A 16,733-nucleotide genomic window follows, 5' to 3' on the forward strand; every position below is an offset into this window, starting at 1 on the left:
AGTCACGATCAACGACAGATTGAACACAATCATACCAATGGAGAAGGTTGGCCGACTTCTTGCTATCAACCCATCAACCCGGTGCCGGCCGTCGGTTTCATGGCGAAACCTCGTCTGCGCACGTTGTACAGCGGCAGGGTCCAGCTTGCCCTGCTTCTATAACCGAAAAAACGAGCAGTGCCGCCATGGCCAAACCGATCACCGTAACCAGCCCTCTCCTGCCTCCCCTGGAAGAGTTCCTTCCTTATCTGGAGAGTATCTGGGAAAGCAAGCGCCTGACCAATGCAGGGCCGTTCCATCAACAGCTGGAAAGTGAGCTGGCCGAATACCTGGGCGTCAAGCACATATCGCTGTTCTCCAATGGCACCCTGGCGCTGGTGACAGCGCTGCAGGCGCTACGCGTGACGGGCGAAGTCATCACCACACCCTACTCCTTCGTCGCCACAGCCCATTCGCTTTTGTGGAACAACCTCAAGCCAGTCTTCGTCGACATCGATCCGCGTACCAACAACCTGGACCCACAACGCGTCATCGAAGCGATCACCCCTGAGACCACGGCAATTCTCCCGGTCCATTGCTATGGCATCCCTTGCGACATCGGTGCCATCCAGGAGATCGCAGACACCTACGGCCTGAAGGTGATCTATGACGCCGCCCACGCCTTTGGTGTACGCCAGGACGGGCGCAGCATTCTCGACAATGGCGACCTGTCGATCCTCAGCTTCCACGCCACCAAGGTATTCAACACCTTCGAGGGCGGTGCAATCATCTGCCAGGACGAAAAGCTCAAGCGCCGTATCGATTTCCTGAAGAATTTCGGCTTTGTCGATGAAACCGTGATCATGGCCACCGGCATCAACGGCAAGATGAACGAGATCCAGGCAGCGTTCGGTGTGTTGCAACTGCGCCACATCGATGATGCCCTGCAGCGCCGCCGCCAGGTCTTCGAGCGCTACCGCCGGGCCCTGGAAGACGTTGACGGTATCTCCCTGCTGCAACAGCCGGAAGGGCTCGACTGGAACTACGCCTATTGCCCCATCCTGATCGATGAACAACGCTTCGGTATCTCGCGCGATGCGCTGTACCAGCGCTATCGCGACCAGGACATCCTGGTGCGCCGTTACTTCTACCCACTGATCTGCGAATTCCCCATGTACCGGGGCCTGGCCAGCTCCAATCTGGAACGCCTGCCCAACGCCCTGAGGATCTCGAGCCAGGTGCTGTGCCTGCCGATCTATCCGGACCTGGACGTACCATCCCAGGAACAGATCATCGACATCCTGCTGCAGGCTCGCCAGGCATGACCCGACAGACCGCCCCCCGTTCGCCCGGGCGTCATCGGGTTGCCTTGATGCAGCCGTACTTCCTGCCATACCTGGGTTATTTCCAGCTGATCGCTGCTGCGGATCACTTTGTCCTCTATGACAATGTGCAATTCATCAAGAACGGCTGGATCGAGCGCAACCGTTATCTGCTCGACGGCGAAGCCAAGTGGTTTCGTATCGCCCTGGCCAAGGCCAGCCATACCCAGCACATCATGCAGCGGCGCATTGCCGAACAGTTCGAGCTCGCCGACCTGCTCAACAAGCTCGACTTCGCCTACCGCAAGGCGCCCCGTCGCGCGCCGGTGATGGCCTGGCTGGAAGCGCTGCTCACCCCGCCCGCTGACAGCATCGCAACGCTTGATGAGCGCCTGCTCAAGGCCTGCTGCACGCTGCTCGGCATCGACACACCGATATCACGCGCAAGCGCGCTGCCCATCACCGGCGAGGCCTCGAGCCAGGAGCGGGTCATTCAGATCGTTCAGGCGTGCGGCGCAACCCATTACCTCAACCCGATCGGTGGCGGGCACTTGTACCAGGCCGAGGCATTCCAGCGAGCCGGCATCACCCTGGAACTGCTTGGCGCCACGCTGCCCCCATATTCCCAGGGCAGCGACAGCCAACCCTTCGTTGCCGGGCTGTCGATCCTCGACGCCTTGATGTTCCAGGAGCCAGAAGTGGTGGGTGCCTGGGCCAGACTCGGAGAAATCCAAAGTGCCTGAGGCCATAGGCGGCTATTTCGAACTGGAACTGCGCAGCGGCCAGCACCCCTACCCACAAGCCAAGGCGTTCAACAGTGCCCGCTCGGCCTTTCGCGCCCTGATGCAGGCGCGTGATCTGCGCCGTGTCCACCTGCCCCACTATATCTGCACCGTCCTTGAACAAGCGCTGGCCGGCCTGGACATCGAAGTGTGCCGCTACACGCTGGACGCCGAACTCTCCCTGGCCGCCCTGCCTGACGTGGCTGCCGACGAAGGTCTGTTGTACGTCGACTACTTCGGGCTCAAGGCCGACTACGTCCGCCGGGTGCTCGCGCCCCGCTACGGGCAGCAATTGATCATCGACAACTCCCAGGCATTGTTCAGCCAGGCATTGCCAGGCATTGCCACCCTCTACTCGCCGCGCAAGTTCGTCGGTGTGGCCGATGGTGGCTGGCTGGTCAATGGCCCCGCCCGGATGCCCGAGGCACAGCCCAGCGCTTCGCGCTACCGCTTCGCGGCACTGCTCGGAAGGCTCGAGCAGGCGGCCGAGCAGCACTACAACGAATATCAGGCAAATGAGGCAGCACTGGCCGAGCAAGGCGTTCGAGCCATGTCTGACAGCACCGCGCGCATCCTCGACAGCATCGACTATGCAAGCGTGGCTGACCGGCGCCGCAACAATCTGACCCTGCTGCGCGAGCGGCTGGACGGCTGCAATCGCTTCCACGCCTGGCCCGGCGAGCTGCCTGCAGCCCTGTGCTACCCGCTGCTGCTCGATTCGCCTGCCCAGGCAAACCGCCTGCGCAGGCACCTGCTCGACCAAGCCATCTATGTTCCCTGCTACTGGCGGGAACTGATCGACAACCCGACGACACCCGCGCTGGAGCGGCATCTGGCCGAATGCCTGTTGCCACTGCCGATGGACCAACGCTACGGGGCCACGGACATGCACCGCCTGGCCGACGCCGTCATCCTGCATATGAGGACACCATGAGCATCAATGGCCAACGCATCGTGCTCAGAGCACTGGAACTCGAAGACCTGCCCATGTTGCACCGCTGGTCCAACGATGAAGCCCTGTGGAGCCTGCTGGGCGGCTGGCATTTCCCCGTCTCGCGCGAAGCTCAGCGGGATTGGCTGCTAGGCCTCAAGGGTGACCCGCTTAATCAACGCTTTGGTATCGAGGTCGCCCAGCACGGCCTGATCGGCACGGCCAACCTGGTGGGGATCGACTGGAAGAACGGCACGGCAGAGCACGGCATGATGATCGGCGACAGTTCACTGCGTGGCCAAGGCTATGGCACCGAGGTGATCAGCACGGTCATGCGCTACGCCTTCGATGAACTGGGCCTGCATCGCCTGTGGACGACCATCATCGAATACAACGAAGCCTCCCTCGCCACCTACACGCGCAAGGTGCCATGGTCCATCGAAGGGGTCCAGCGCCAGTGGTACTATCGAAAAGGGCAACGTTGGGACCGGATCCTGCTCGGCGTCACCGCCGAAGACTATCGCCACTGGCGCGATGAGCAGGAGCAAGGCCGATGAATGCACTGCACGAAACCCTGCAGCGCAATGGCTACGCTTGCGTACCCGACCTGATCGCCCAACCGCTGCTCGACCATTTGCGCAACGACCTGGCCACGGCCATCGAGCGCTGCCGCCAGGTACAACTGGAAAACGGCATCACCCAGCGCACGGAACAGACGGCCCACCACATCATCACCCGTGACAGCCACTTCCCTGAACTGCTGGCCAGGTTCGCCGACTGGGGGCTGGTCGACACCCTCGCACACATGCTCGGCGGTGTGCCGATACTCAACTCCTTTGGCGGCTTGAACAACCTGAACAGTACCGATGCCTACGTTCGCAACGTGCACCGTGATGTCCGTTCGTGGTCTGCCGAGAACATGCAGATGGCCCAGGCCCTGGTGCTGCTGGACGACTTCACCGCCGACAACGGTGCAACGCTGTTCCTGCCGGGTTCACATGGCGCCCCGCACAAGCCCACCGACGCCATTTTTGAAGCCCAGGCGCATACGGCCCTGGGCCACGCAGGCTCGATCTATCTGTTCGATTCGCGCATCTGGCACGCCGCCGGGGTCAACCGCACCACCCGGCCCCGCCGCTGCCTTACCCTGACCTTCACCCGCAGCCATTTCAAGCCGCAATTCGACTACTGCCGGGCGCTCGGCGAAGCCTTCTGCGTCTCGCAACCGCCTGCGGTCCAACAACTGCTCGGCTGGTATGCCCGTACCCCGACAACCCTTCATGAGTGGTACCAGCCTGAAGATCAGCGCTTTTACCGCAAGAACCAGGGATGAGCCCCATGACCACACGCGACTACAACAAAGAGTTCCAGGACAACGCGCACCGCAGCTATTTCTATGATTTCGATGCGCGGCTCAGGGGCTACATGCTGGACACCTTCTCGCCCTGGCTGGTCAACGGCCCGGCGCTGGAGATGGGCTGCTTCGAAGGCGCCTTCACCGCCCTGTTCGCCAAGCGTTTCCCCGACCTGACGGTGATCGAGGCGGCCAGCGACCTGATCGAGGTGACGCGCAAGCGTGTCGATGCGCCCATCCAGTTCATCTGCAGCACGTTCGAACAAGCCCAGGTCGAACCGCGCTACAGCAACATTTTCCTGATCCACACGCTGGAACACCTGGACGACCGCCGTGGCGTGCTGGAGCGTGTGCGTGGCTGGCTGGCGCCCGGCGGTCGGCTGTTCATCGCCGTCCCCAACGCCAACGCACCATCGCGCCAGATCGCGGTGAAGATGGGTCTTATCGAGCACAACAGCGCCGTCACCGAAGGCGAGCGCCTGCACGGCCACCGCGTGACCTACAGCCTCGACACCCTTGAGCAGGAAGTACGTGGCGCCGGCTGGACCGTGCGCCAGCGAGGCGGCGTGTTCTTCAAGCCTCTGGCCAACTTCCAGCTGGACAAGGCCCTGCAGAGTCAACTGATCGACGATCGATTCATGGATGCCTGCCAGGCCCTCGGCATGGTCTACCCGGACCTGTGCGCCAGCGTCTACGTCGTCTGCGAGAACTGAACATGACCCCTGCAAGCCTGCACGGCAAGCCGCGCCACCCCTATTACATCTGCGCACCCGATTACCGCGAAACCTCTTCCGGTGTGTGCGTGCTGCATTACCTTTGCCACGCCCTGAACCTGGCAGGTCATGAAGCCTACGTGACTCATTGCAAGGTCAACCCAGCACTGCGCACGCCGATCCTCACCGATGAGATCCGCCTGCGCCACATGGCCCTTGGCCTGGCCCCCATCGCGGTGTACCCGGAAGTCGCCGATGGCAACCCGATCGGCGCACCGATCGTGGCCCGCTACATCCTCAACCGTGAAGGCTTCCTGACCGGCAGGGCCATCGATGCCCGGGAATCGGACCTGTTCTTCTACTACACCCAGGATTTTCGCGGTAATGCCAAGAGCGACGACCTGCTGCTGCTGCCGGTAATCGACTCGGAACTGTTCTCGCCACCTGCCGAGCCGATCGAACGTCGCGGTCACTACCTCTACCTCAATCGCTTCGACAAGACCAAGGTCGATTACTCGCTGCTGCCGGACGACATCGAAGTGCTGAGCCTGGCCAACCCGAAGACACTTGCGCAACTGGCGCAGATCTTCCGTCAGGCCTCGGTGCTGTACAGCTACGAGATTTCCGCCACCTGCACAGAAGCCATGCTGTGCGGCTGCCCGGTCATCTACATGCCAGGCGGCCATGTCACGGCCCAGCCATTCGTCGAACAGTTCGGTAACGCCGGTTCGGCCTTGTACCACGAGCCCGGGGGGCTGGAGCGCGCCCGTGCAAGCGTGATGCAAGCGCGTATGCGCTGGCTGGATATCGAGCGGGCCTTCTGGCCGCAACTGCAGCGGTTCATCGATACCACCCAGCGCGCGGCGGTGCGCCACGTTGTGCAAAGCCAGGTGCCTTCAGTCAGGGACTGGCTGCTGCAGCGCCAACTCACCCCCGTGCAGCAGCAGCTGACCGACGCACGTCGCCAGCAACTGTCGGGGCTGACCAGCCTGACCTTGCTGGTACGTGATGAAAAAGGCGATGCCGCCGCACTTCAGGACACGCTCGACAGCATCGCCTGGTGGCGCACGTCGTCCTCCATCCGCCTGAGCACCGTGGTGCTCAGCACCCGGACAGCGCCACCAGCACTTGCCGCAGGTGTGCGCTGGCTGCATTGCACGGCCCCGGGCGCCCTCGAACTGAACGAGGCCCTGCAAAGCGAAGACAGCGACTGGATGATGCTGCTCGACGCTGGTGACGAGATCCTGCCGTCCGGCGCCCTGATGCTGGACCTGGAACTTGCCGGTGCCGAAGGCTGCCGCATGCTGTACTGCGATGGCATGTTCCGCTCCGCCGAAGGCCCTGGCGCCGTATTGCGCCCAGGCGTCAACCTCGACTACCTGCTGAGCCTGCCGCTGGCCATGGCGTCCCACTGGCTGGTACGGCGAACCTTGGCGCTGCAGGTCGGCGGCTACGACCCGAGCCTGCCACGTGCATTGGAACTGGACCTGACCCTGCGCCTGATCGAACAGGACGGCCTGGCCGGCATTGCTCACCTCGATGAAGCCTTCATCGTCAGCAACACCCCTTTGATCGAAGACAACGCCGACGAGCGAAATGCCATCAGCCGACATCTGGCCAACCGCGGCTACGTCAACGCGCAAGTGCTGGAAAGCCCCGCTCGCCATTACCACATCAAGTACGGTCATGCGCAGCAACCGCTTGTATCGATCGTTATCCCGACCCGCGACAACCTGGCCCTGCTGCAACGCTGCGTGGAAAGCCTGCTGGAAAAGACAGGCTACCCACATTTTGAAATCATCCTGGTCGACAACGACAGCCAGGATCAGCAGACCCATGACTGGCTGAACAACATGGCCATGATCGGCCAGGACCGCCTGAGCGTGCTGCGCTACCCTGGGCCGTTCAACTTCAGCGCCATCAACAACTTCGCCGCAGGGCAGGCCCGCGGTGAATACCTGGTGTTGATGAACAACGATGTGGCTGTGCTCGACGGGCATTGGCTGGACGAACTGCTCAACCACGCCCAACGCCCTGAAGTCGGCGCGGTCGGGGCCAAATTACTGACACCTGCAGGGCGCATCCAGCACGCCGGGCTGATCGGCGGCCTGCATGGCCCTGCCGGCAGTCCATCGCTGGACCAACCCGCCAACGCCAGCGGCTACCTGCAGCGCCTGCACGTCGACCAGAGCATGAGCGCTGTCAGTGCCAGCTGCCTGATGGTCGATAAAGCGCTTTACCTGGCTGCCAACGGCATGGACGAAGAACACTTCCAGGTCACCTGCAACGATCTCGACTTGTGCCTGAAGCTGGTCGAGATGGGCTACCTGAACGTCTGGACGCCGCATGCCACGCTGGTTCATGAAGGGGGCGCCAGCTGGGCACAAGTGCGCAAACTGCCGCAGATGCGCGAACGCTTCGCCCAGGATCAGCACAATGCCTATGCCAAGTGGCTGCCCCAGCTGGCCAACGATCCGGCACACAACCGGCACCTTTCCCTGCATGGCAGCGGCTTTGAATTCGAGCGTTTGATGGAGCTGAGCTGGCGGCCGTTGTGCTGGCGGCCGCTGCCCGTGGTGCTGGCCTGCCCGAGCCAGGACGAGCATGCTGCGGCGCAACTGCAAGCGGCATTCAACAACCTGCGTGACGCAGGGCAGATCGACGGCTGCGTTAGCGATCGCCTGCTCAGCCCGGTCGAAGTGCAACGCCTGCGCCCTGACGTGATCGTGCTCCAGCACGCCTGCGACGCTCGCCGGCTGCCGCGCCTGAGCCAGATGCTGGGCCTGTCGTCGGCGTTCAAGATCCTTCAGGTGACTGCCCTGCCGAACACCGCCGCAGAACGCGACACCCTCGAGCAAGCGGCGCGCATGGTGGACCGCATCGTGGTCTGCAGCCAGGCACTGGCCAACAATCTCGAGGGCCTGCATGACGATATCCAGGTCATCGACAACCGACTCGATGGACAATGGGCAGACCTGCCGCGACCTGTTCGGCTCGAAGGCAAGCCTCGCCTCGGCTGTGCCTTCCTCGACAACGATCCGGCCACGGCCGAACTGGCCGAGCAGGTGGTTCGTCACTGGGCCTCACGCGTGGACTGGGTACTTTGGGGAGATGTACCGGCACACCTGCAACAGCATGCCCGCGAACTGCACCCGGCACAGGTACAGCATTCGCCCAGGCTGCTGGCCAGCCTGAACCTTGATGCTGCCCTGCTGATTCGCAGCGACAGCACCCAGGCTGCATACGACGACGCTTTGGCACTGATGCAACTCGGCGCCTGCGGCTATGCGGTGGCCTGCAGCGACGTAGCCACCCTGCCCGCCAGCCTGTGCGTCACACGTGCGGTCAATGAAGTATCGGCCTGGAACGACGCCATCACTGCCTTGGTCGACGATGAGCCAACCCGGAACCACCAAGGCGCGGCACTGCGTGCGCAGGTGGGCCAGGCAGCCATGGCTGACGCAGCCTACCTGCAGAGGCTGGCGGCGGCCTGGCTGCCAGGTTGATCGATGGTGGCTGAGTCGCGCACTCAGCCGCCACTGCCGCCAGGCAATGAAAAATCCGCTACCCACGACAGGTAGCGGATTTTTTTTGCCGCATTGCCAGACGACGCTGGCCGAATGCCTGGCTCAGTGCTGACGCGCAGGACTCAGCGCATCACTGGCCCAAGTGCTGGCAAACGCGTCAGGCCAACGCGCCTGCAACACGCCACAGGCCACCGGGTCGGCCACGTTCGGCGCATCGTCGAACAGCTGCGCCACAGGCGTCCAGGCCACCAGCAAGCCCGCCGCCGCCGCCGCCAGGCAGACGTCCAGGTCGAACGCCCGTAACGGCTGAAGGCCACCGCAATGGTCGAACAGATCACGGCGGAGCAACATGCAGTCGGCAGAAACCGCGGCGCAGTTGCGCACCGACGCTGGCCAGCGTGCCTTGCCGCAATCCATCACCGACATGCCCAGCCATGGCTGGTGCAGCACCGGCCCCTGCAACAAGTCGAAGCCAGCATGCACAACCGTGCCGTCGCGCGCGAGCAGACGAGCGCCGACGACACCCACTTCAGGCCTGAGCCCCTCGTTGAGCAACCCTTCGATCCAGGCCGGCGAAATCACTTCGCAGTGCTCGGCAAGCAGCAGCAGGTATTCACCCCGAGCCTGTTCCGCCGCCAGGTTGAGCAGCGCCTCACGCCCGCTCGCCGTGCCTGCCAGCAGCACGACACGCTGGCCAAACCCTTGCAGCGCGGCAGCGGTAGCTTCGGCGTGTTCGGAATTACAGGCAACCCGCAGCTCGTAGCGCGGGTAACGGGTGCGCTGCAGGACGCTGGTCAGGCAAGCCTGCAAACGCTGCACGTCACCTTCGGCGGCCACCAGAATGCTCACCAGCGGTGTGGCCGAATGGCGGAAGTCCACCACCAGGCCAGCATCGCCCTGGTCGTGCACTTCACCACGGTAACCCAGCAGCGTCAGGTGCCGCTTTAGCGTAAGCAGCGCATCGGCCTGCAGCGCCGGCGTCGCCTGGCTGCCCACCACGAGGTATTCGTCCATGTGTGCCAGGCCGCCCTGCCCATGCTGCTCCACCAGGCGCAACAGCAAGTCGAACTCCAATGCATGGCGGCAGGTTTCGCTGTAGCCACCCAACTCCACCACGGTCTCGCGGCGCACGCACCAATGCCGCGACATCAGCCCCGGTTGTGCACGCAGCAGGTCGAGGTTGCTGCCTGGGCGAACCACGCCATGCAGGCGGCCCTCGGTGTCACGCTGCACTTCATTGGCACAGACCGCCTGGCAACCCGGGGCTTCGGCCAGCTCCTGCTGCAAGCGCAGCAAGCCACCGCTGACCAAGGTATCGCCGGCCTCCAGCAACATCAGCCAATCGCTGCTCAGTTGGCGCACTTGCTGGTTGAGGTGGGTGACCCAGTTGCTTTCATTGACTTGCACGAAATGCAGGGTATCGCGGGCGGTGGTGATCGCCGGCGGCTTGCCACCCTTGAGCACCACCAGCTTGAACTGGCGCAACCCGCTGGCCAGCAGGCTGTCGAAGGTTGCCTGCAACGCCAGGTCGTCGTCGCCCAGATCGGCAATCACGAAGGTGACCTGCGCCCCCGGGCGCTTGTTCAGTTGTGCCAACAGGCGCTGCTGTACGGCCCTGTCCGGCGTGGCAGCGGCCAGCGCGTCAAGCACCTGGCCAGACCTCGTACTGCGCAACCAGCCGTTGCCATCGATACCGGGCACCGCCTCCAGGCGCGCAAGCCAATCACCCAGTTCGCGGGCGCGCTCACCATCGTCATTGCCGGTGAGGGTCGGTACCAGGCGCTGGCAGACCTCCAGGTTGAACAGGCCCAGCGCCAACGCTTTCCAGTAACGCTGCTGCAAGGTTGCGGCGGTGTCGTTGGGGTGCACCTGCAACAACTCGCGCTGGCGCACCCAGGTGCCCTCCAGCGCCTGGCGGTGGGCTTGCCCGGTCGGCCAGGCATGGCAGAGGAATTCCAGCGCGCTCAGGCGCTCGAACAGCGCGCCATTGTAGTAAGGCAACTCGACATACTGCCGCGGCTCGAAAATGCGCTCCGGTTCGCCGATCACCGTGCCCCATGGCGAGGTGAACAGCAAAGGTGCTTCGCCCTGGTCGTAGGTCGCGCGCACAAAACGATTGAGTACGGCAAAACCGGCCTCGTCATTGCACAGCTCGCCCCCCCATTCGCGCAGCAGGCGCACGGTACGGGTCAGCTGTTCGTCGCGAGCCACGGGGGTCAGCATGCTCGGCGCAAACTCGCAGATCACATCGGTCTGCGCCAGTTGCGCGATTCTGCCCGCGGCGACCAGGGCGCAAGACAAGGCCACACGCCAGCCAGCGAAATCCAGCTCGCCCGGCAAGGTGTCGAGCAGCGCCTGCACTGCCCCGATTCGCAGCACCGCACGCCAGGCCTGCTGACCAGCCATGGCGTACTGGCGCAGGCGTGCGCGCGCACTGTCATCGGCTGCGGCCTCGAAGGCCGAGCCCATCTTGTGGTAGGCAACCTGGGCATTGCCCGGCGCATAGCCCAACGCGTAGCCCTGAGCGCCCTGCACCTGAGGTTGCGCATGCAAGCAGGCAGCGGCCTGCTGCAGGGCCGACGCCAACACGAAATCGGCATCCAGGGCCAGGGTCACGAACGGAGTGGCGACCTGTTGCAAGGCCAGGGCCAGGCGAGCGCTGCACTGCGCGCCCGCGGTGTCCGCCTGCAGTGGCTCCAGGGCCAGGCAGGGAATGCCCGCCTGGCGATAGTAATGGATGGCTCGGGCACGATGGTCCGGCTGTTCATGCCCAAGCAGGACGACGGTCACTTGGTTGTGCGACCCGATTACGGTTTCGGCCATAGGGCACCTGTTCATGTTGTTGGTCTGGCGCCCGACGGTGGCAGGCCCCAAGGTTCAATCCGCCAGCCAGGCGTTGGCCCACTGTTGCAGGTGGTGTGGCATCAGCACGTAGTCCCGCAGCACCGTTTCGCGCAGGGCATCACCCTGGCGGTAGCTGGCCTGGGGGTCGGCCAGGTGCATGCGGATCGCATCCAGCCATTGTTCCGAGGTGTTGTCGCGCACCCGCGTGCAAGGCAGGTAGCCGTCATAGGCCTTGGTGTCGGTGCAGATCACCGGGAAGCCGCACGCACCATACTCAAGCAGGCGCAAGTTGCTCTTGCAGTCGTTGAACAGGTTCTGTTCGAGCGGCGCCAGTGCCAGGTCAAGGTTCAGGCTGGCCAGCTTCTGCGGGTACGACGCCAAGGGCACGCCTTTGTGGAATTCCTTCACATAAGGCCGCAAGGCATCCGGGCACATACCGAAGAATACCCAGTCGACCTCGTCGGCCAGGGCCTTGATGACGTCCAGCAACAGCTCCAGATCGCCCCGGTGGCTGGTGCCCCCCGCCCAGCCCACGCGCGGCCGCGCGCTAGTCTGGCGCTCGCTGGCCAGCCCGGCCCACAGCGGGGCGGCAAGCATGTTGGGGACTACACGGATATCGTGGTGCATGCTCGACAGTGCATCGGCCAGCGGCTGGGTCGACACCACCACCCGGTCGCACAAGGCAATACCCTGGGTGACCAGCTCGCGCATGTTGGCCGGTATGTTCCGCGCATGGGCGTTCTTTTCCGGCACCTCGATGATGTAGTCGTCGATCTCGTAGATGCGTCGGGCGTTCGACAGGCGCTTGAAGCGCGTCATTTCATCGATCGAATTGACCGTGTAGCGACACTGCAAGATCATCACGTCGGGCTTCTCGCGCTCGATCTCGATCATCTCCGGAGTACTGTAATCAAGCCGCCCCTGGATCCAGCCAGCGCGCTCCAGCTCGGTGAACGGCTGTGCCACCCGGTAGTGACCGACCGCCGAAGTGTTGATCGGCAACGCCAACACCGACGGCAGCACACGGCTGATGAACGGGTCCCAGCCACGACGCTGTCCGGCATCGAGGTTGAAGCTGGCCATCTTCAGGCTCAGGTTGCGGTTATAGGCAGGGTCGCGGGCAACCTTGGCCAACCAGCGTTCATGGAAGATGTCCTTGTCCAGCACCTTGCGCTGGCTGTCGGTCCGCACGTCGCGGGTCGAAGCGAAGCGAACGAGCACTGCATGGGGCGTCCACACCGCCAGATAGCCTTGTTCGCGGATGCGCAGGCAGAGGTCGGCGTCCTGCAGGCCGCCCTTGAGGCCCTGCACATCGAAACCGCCCAGCGCGGCGAACAGCTCGCGGCGCACCAGCAGGCAGTCCAGGCTCAGCGCGCTCCAGTTCTGCACGGCATTGAGCCGGAGCATGTAGCCGCCGCTGTCAGCCGGCATGCCAACGAACGGGCTGCTGACGCCGCCATGCAGCCCCAGGACCAGCCCGGCGCCAAAGATCTCGCCGCTTTGGGTACATAGCTTGGGCGCCACCACGCCGACCTCCGGGCGCTGGGCCTGGGCCATCAACTGCTCCAGCCAGGGCCGGTCGAAGGCGGCGCAGGCGCTGTCGAGCATCAGCAGGTAGTCGCCACGGGCAGCCTCGCTGGCCTGGTTCAACTGCACCAGCTGGCTGCCGCTGGCCACCTCGATCACCCGCAATTGGCTGCTGCCCAGCCCCTGCATGGCCTGCAGCCATTGACGCAGGTCGGCAGGCGTATCCGGCGAGGCGATCAGCAGCACCTCGAAATGGCCATACCGGGTGTGTTCGAACACGGACTCGACACAACGCATCGCCGCGCTCAGGTCGTCCCCGAGCGTAACCAGGATCGAGACCAGGGCTTGCTCCGGGTGCCGGTACGCCACCTGGCACAACGACATGCCTTCGGCACCGACAACCTCGGCATCGACGCCCAGCCGCTGCAGATGGGCCCGCACCACGCGTGGCGCCTGCTGTGCGCAGCGCGGATCGTGCAGCCACTGGCCAAAGTCGTGCTGGCAATGCACCAGAAGTTCGTCGATGTGCTCGATGACCTGCAAGCCCTGGTGTTCCGCCAGGCGCCAGAGCAGGTCGTGGGGTGCAAGGGTATCGAAGTCCGGGTCGAAGCCGCCGACCTCGCGCAGCGCCGTACAGTTGAATGCCAGTACGCGCCCTACATATGGCAGGCTGCGCATCAGGTCGAGGTTGAAGTCCGGCTTGAAGATGGGTGTTGTCGGGCGCAGCCCGTCATGGCTACCTTCGTCGACATAGATGCAGGCCCGCTCGCGAAGTGCCATGCGCTCGCCCATGATCGCCAGAGCATGGGGCACCAGGCGATCGCCAGCGCGCAACAGCAGTATCCAGTCGGCATCGTCGGCACGCGCCAGGCGCGCCTGCAGCTGGGCCAGGCCATTACCCTGAACGAGCATGCGTTCAACCGCGACCGGGTGGCCTGCCAATTCCAGCGTCGCCGGTGCCAGCAGCCAGGTGCCGGCTGCCGAACAGGACTGCGCGGCAAGGCTGTCCAGGGTCGCGCGCAGGGCCAGTTCCTCACCCGCCTCGGCCCAGATCACCGGGACGATACGCGGCTGCCGGGGCCACTGTTCGAAGCGCTTGGGCAACGCCTTGAGCTGTGCAGCCGACAGGTCACGGCACTCCAGCCACTGGGCATACACCTCTTCAAACGACAGGCAGTCAGTGCCAACCTGCTGCGCCTGGCGGGCCTGCTGTGCCCCGTACAGGCGGTTGAGTTCGTACTCGTCCCACTGCGCACCCTGCTCGCCCTGGTACCGCTCCAGCGACAAGTAGCGCACCCAGCCACTGGCCGGTGCGGCCTCGCTTGCCCGCGCGGCCAGCATTGCCTTTATCCAGTCGGTCTCGATGGGGAAGGCCAGGGTCATGCCTGCCTGGTGGCTCAGGCGCGCAGGGTGCAGACGCTCCATGCTGAGGAAGCGTGACAGGTGCCCCAGGTTGCCTCGGCGCATGAGGCAAATGTACAGCGCCATGTCCAGGCGCGCGGCAAACCCGCTGCCCTCCTGCACCAACGCCGGCAGGAACTCGGCCACCAGGTCACGGCGCATCAGTGCATGGCTGAGGCCACCGAACAGGTTGGGGGCGTTGGTCTCCAACGCTTCGAGCAAGTCGCTGCCCTTGACTACCGCATCCTCCGGGCACATCACCGCATTGAGCATGCGCGGCGGTAGCAAGGCATCGTCGGCCGCGCACAGCATGCGCTGGCAGATGGTCATGCTGACATCGGCATGCTGTTCCATGACCGCGGCCTGCAGGCCGACACATTCGGGGAACAGTCGGTCGTCGTCGCAGAGGAACTTGATCAGCGGCCCTTCAGCATGCTCCAGGCACGCCAGCAGGTTGCGGGCGAACCCAAGGGTCTGCGGATTGCGCACGTAGCGCACCGGCTTGCCGGTCTCACCTACCACCTCGTCGACGATACGCTGGATCTCCAGGCCCCGGCTGTCATCGCAGACCAGTACCTCCAGCGTCGAGTAATCCTGGTTGAGCGCGCTGAGCAACGTGGCGCGGAAGAACTCGGGGTTGAAGGCTGGAATGGCGATGCTGACGAGGGTCTGTTGATTCACGGCGAAGACCTTGAAGAGGTGGCGTGGCCAGCTCCGAATGGGCTGGCACACGCCGGATGACGCGAGAGAGGTGAAATCAGATGTAGTTGACCAACGACAAGCTGGCGACCTTGGCATAGGCCTGCAGCGACGCTTGCAGCATGTTGGTTTGCATCTGCAGGCGCAGCATCACTTCAGCCGGGTCGCTTTCGCGGATAGAGCTCTGGGTCTTGGTGTTCTCGGTGCTCAGCGCCTCGTTGGTTTCGGACTGCACATCCAGCGCCTGGCCACGGCCACCGATCGCACTGACCGACGACGAAACCTGGTTGGTGGCGCTGGCGATGTTGCCAACGGCCGAATCCAGCGCGGCGAGGAAGTTCTGCCGGGCCACCGGGTCGTTGTCCACCGGGCTGGTCAGCGCGGTACGCAGCTTGCCGATGGTGTCGAGGATATTCTGGGTCTGGTGGGTATCGACCTTTACCGCGAACGAGTCCCCGGCATTCGGTGCGCCGGACAGCTCGAAGCTGACCCCAGCCGCGGTGGCGGTGGTGCCGTTCGGCCCGCCCAGCGCACCCGATGCCACCGGGCGGCTGTCAGCAGTGACCGGCGCGGCGTACAGCTCGAAGGTGCTGCTGCCGGTGAACTTGAGCACCGCGCCACCGCCCGGGAAAGCGGCCTTGTAGGCGGCCTGATCGGTGATGGTCGCGCCCGTCACCTGCTCGGAGGAGGTATTGCCAGGGCTGCGGGTGCCGGAAACCTCATCGGCCTTGGAACTCAGGCTGAACGTATGCCCTGCGATAGCGGCATCTTCATTACCCTTGTCGCCGTCCTTGAAGGTGATGTCCAGGCGCAGATCGACACCGCGGAAGCTGATGCTGGTGTTGTCGCCATTGGGGTCGAACTTGCCGCCCTGGCTGGCCTCGAGCGTGACGTCATTGCCGTCGACGTCGGTGATCTTGTATTCGGTGCTGCTGAGGAATTCGATGCTGTACGGCTCGCCACTGCGGAAGCGATCGTTGTACAGGCTGTTGCCGGAGACCTGGCCGTTGGACAGGCTGACGCGGCCATCGTCGGTGGCCGGCGCGGTCAGGCTGGTCTGGCTACGGCTGGTGTTGAGCGCCTGCTCGAAGGCGTCGTAGCCGGTTTCATTGGCCGCCAGGCTGAGCATGTCACCCACCTGCAGGTTGAGCTTGCCCTGGTCGCCCTGGTAGCTGTAGGTGCCATCGGCATTGCGCGCGTAAGGCGGGGTATCGCCCTTGGAGCCGGAGAAGATGTACTTGCCGTTCTCGTCCTTGCTGTTCATCAACGAGAATAGCTGGTCTTCCAGCGACGCCAGTTCATCGGCGTTGGCCTTGCGGTCGGCATCGGTGAACGTACCGTTGCCAGAGCTCACCGCCAGCTCGTTGACCCGCTGCAGGATGGTGCCGATGGAGTTCAGGGTGCTTTCGGCAGTGCCCAGGGCGTTACGTACGTTGACGATGTTGCCGCTGTACTGCTTCAGCATGTTCTGCTGCTGCTCCAGTTGCAGCAGACGCGCCGCCCCCACCGGGTCATCCTTGGCCGAACGCACGCGAATGCCATCGCTTGCCTCCTGCTGGCTCTTCACCGTCTTGGCGAAGTTGCTCTGGTAGTTGGCCTGGTTGGTGTTGTAGAACTGCGAAGTAGAGATGCGTACGCTCACGATCTACGGCTC

Annotated in this window: 10 protein-coding genes; 7 read left to right on the top strand and 3 right to left on the bottom strand. The window is 63.9% G+C overall.

The window, feature by feature from the left end; genetic code table 11:
* Positions 1 to 185 precede the first annotated feature (185 nt).
* Genes CAG44_RS04305 through CAG44_RS04335 form a run of 7 tightly spaced genes read left to right on the top strand, consistent with a single transcriptional unit; the run spans position 186 to position 8,587 of the window.
* Positions 186 to 1,304 (top strand): DegT/DnrJ/EryC1/StrS aminotransferase family protein, encoded by a 1,119-nt coding sequence (locus CAG44_RS04305; protein ID WP_085589031.1) that lies wholly within the window; start codon positions 186 to 188, stop codon positions 1,302 to 1,304.
* Positions 1,301 to 2,044 carry a WbqC family protein gene (locus CAG44_RS04310; protein WP_178076912.1) on the top strand — a complete coding sequence of 248 codons (744 nt, stop codon included), beginning with the start codon at positions 1,301 to 1,303 and terminating at the stop codon, positions 2,042 to 2,044. The genes CAG44_RS04305 and CAG44_RS04310 overlap by 4 nt, the downstream gene beginning before the upstream one ends.
* Positions 2,037 to 3,017 (top strand): hypothetical protein, encoded by a 981-nt coding sequence (locus CAG44_RS04315; protein ID WP_085691646.1) that lies wholly within the window; start codon positions 2,037 to 2,039, stop codon positions 3,015 to 3,017. Before CAG44_RS04310 ends, CAG44_RS04315 begins: the two co-directional genes overlap by 8 nt.
* Positions 3,014 to 3,571 carry a GNAT family N-acetyltransferase gene (locus CAG44_RS04320; RefSeq protein WP_085589037.1) on the top strand — a complete coding sequence of 186 codons (558 nt, stop codon included), beginning with the start codon at positions 3,014 to 3,016 and terminating at the stop codon, positions 3,569 to 3,571. The genes CAG44_RS04315 and CAG44_RS04320 overlap by 4 nt, the downstream gene beginning before the upstream one ends.
* Positions 3,568 to 4,347, top strand: a complete 780-nt coding sequence (locus tag CAG44_RS04325; protein ID WP_085691647.1) for a phytanoyl-CoA dioxygenase family protein — start codon at positions 3,568 to 3,570, stop codon at positions 4,345 to 4,347. Before CAG44_RS04320 ends, CAG44_RS04325 begins: the two co-directional genes overlap by 4 nt.
* A gap of 5 nt (positions 4,348 to 4,352) precedes the next feature.
* Positions 4,353 to 5,081, top strand: a complete 729-nt coding sequence (locus tag CAG44_RS04330; protein WP_085589204.1) for a bifunctional 2-polyprenyl-6-hydroxyphenol methylase/3-demethylubiquinol 3-O-methyltransferase UbiG — start codon at positions 4,353 to 4,355, stop codon at positions 5,079 to 5,081.
* A gap of 2 nt (positions 5,082 to 5,083) precedes the next feature.
* The gene (locus CAG44_RS04335; RefSeq protein WP_085691648.1) at positions 5,084 to 8,587 is read left to right on the top strand and encodes a glycosyltransferase family 2 protein; all 3,504 of its coding nucleotides are present in this window, start codon (positions 5,084 to 5,086) and stop codon (positions 8,585 to 8,587) included.
* 123 nt (positions 8,588 to 8,710) lie between these two features.
* Here CAG44_RS04335 and CAG44_RS04340 read toward each other — a convergent pair whose 3' ends face one another.
* The 3 genes from CAG44_RS04340 to CAG44_RS04350 all read right to left on the bottom strand — a co-directional run bounded on the left by CAG44_RS04340 (position 8,711) and on the right by CAG44_RS04350 (position 16,721).
* Positions 8,711 to 11,431, bottom strand: coding sequence for a glycosyltransferase (locus tag CAG44_RS04340; protein WP_085691649.1), 2,721 nt, complete (start codon positions 11,429 to 11,431; stop codon positions 8,711 to 8,713).
* A gap of 54 nt (positions 11,432 to 11,485) precedes the next feature.
* Positions 11,486 to 15,061, bottom strand: coding sequence for a glycosyltransferase (locus tag CAG44_RS04345; RefSeq protein WP_085589045.1), 3,576 nt, complete (start codon positions 15,059 to 15,061; stop codon positions 11,486 to 11,488).
* Positions 15,062 to 15,137: 76 nt separating this feature from the next.
* Positions 15,138 to 16,721 (bottom strand): flagellar hook-associated protein 3, encoded by a 1,584-nt coding sequence (locus tag CAG44_RS04350; RefSeq protein WP_085589047.1) that lies wholly within the window; start codon positions 16,719 to 16,721, stop codon positions 15,138 to 15,140.
* Between the last annotated feature and the right edge of the window lie 12 nt (positions 16,722 to 16,733).

Origin of the sequence: Pseudomonas sp. B13(2017), from assembly GCF_002113245.1 — a bacterium.
Taxonomy (GTDB): domain Bacteria; phylum Pseudomonadota; class Gammaproteobacteria; order Pseudomonadales; family Pseudomonadaceae; genus Aquipseudomonas; species Aquipseudomonas putida_Z.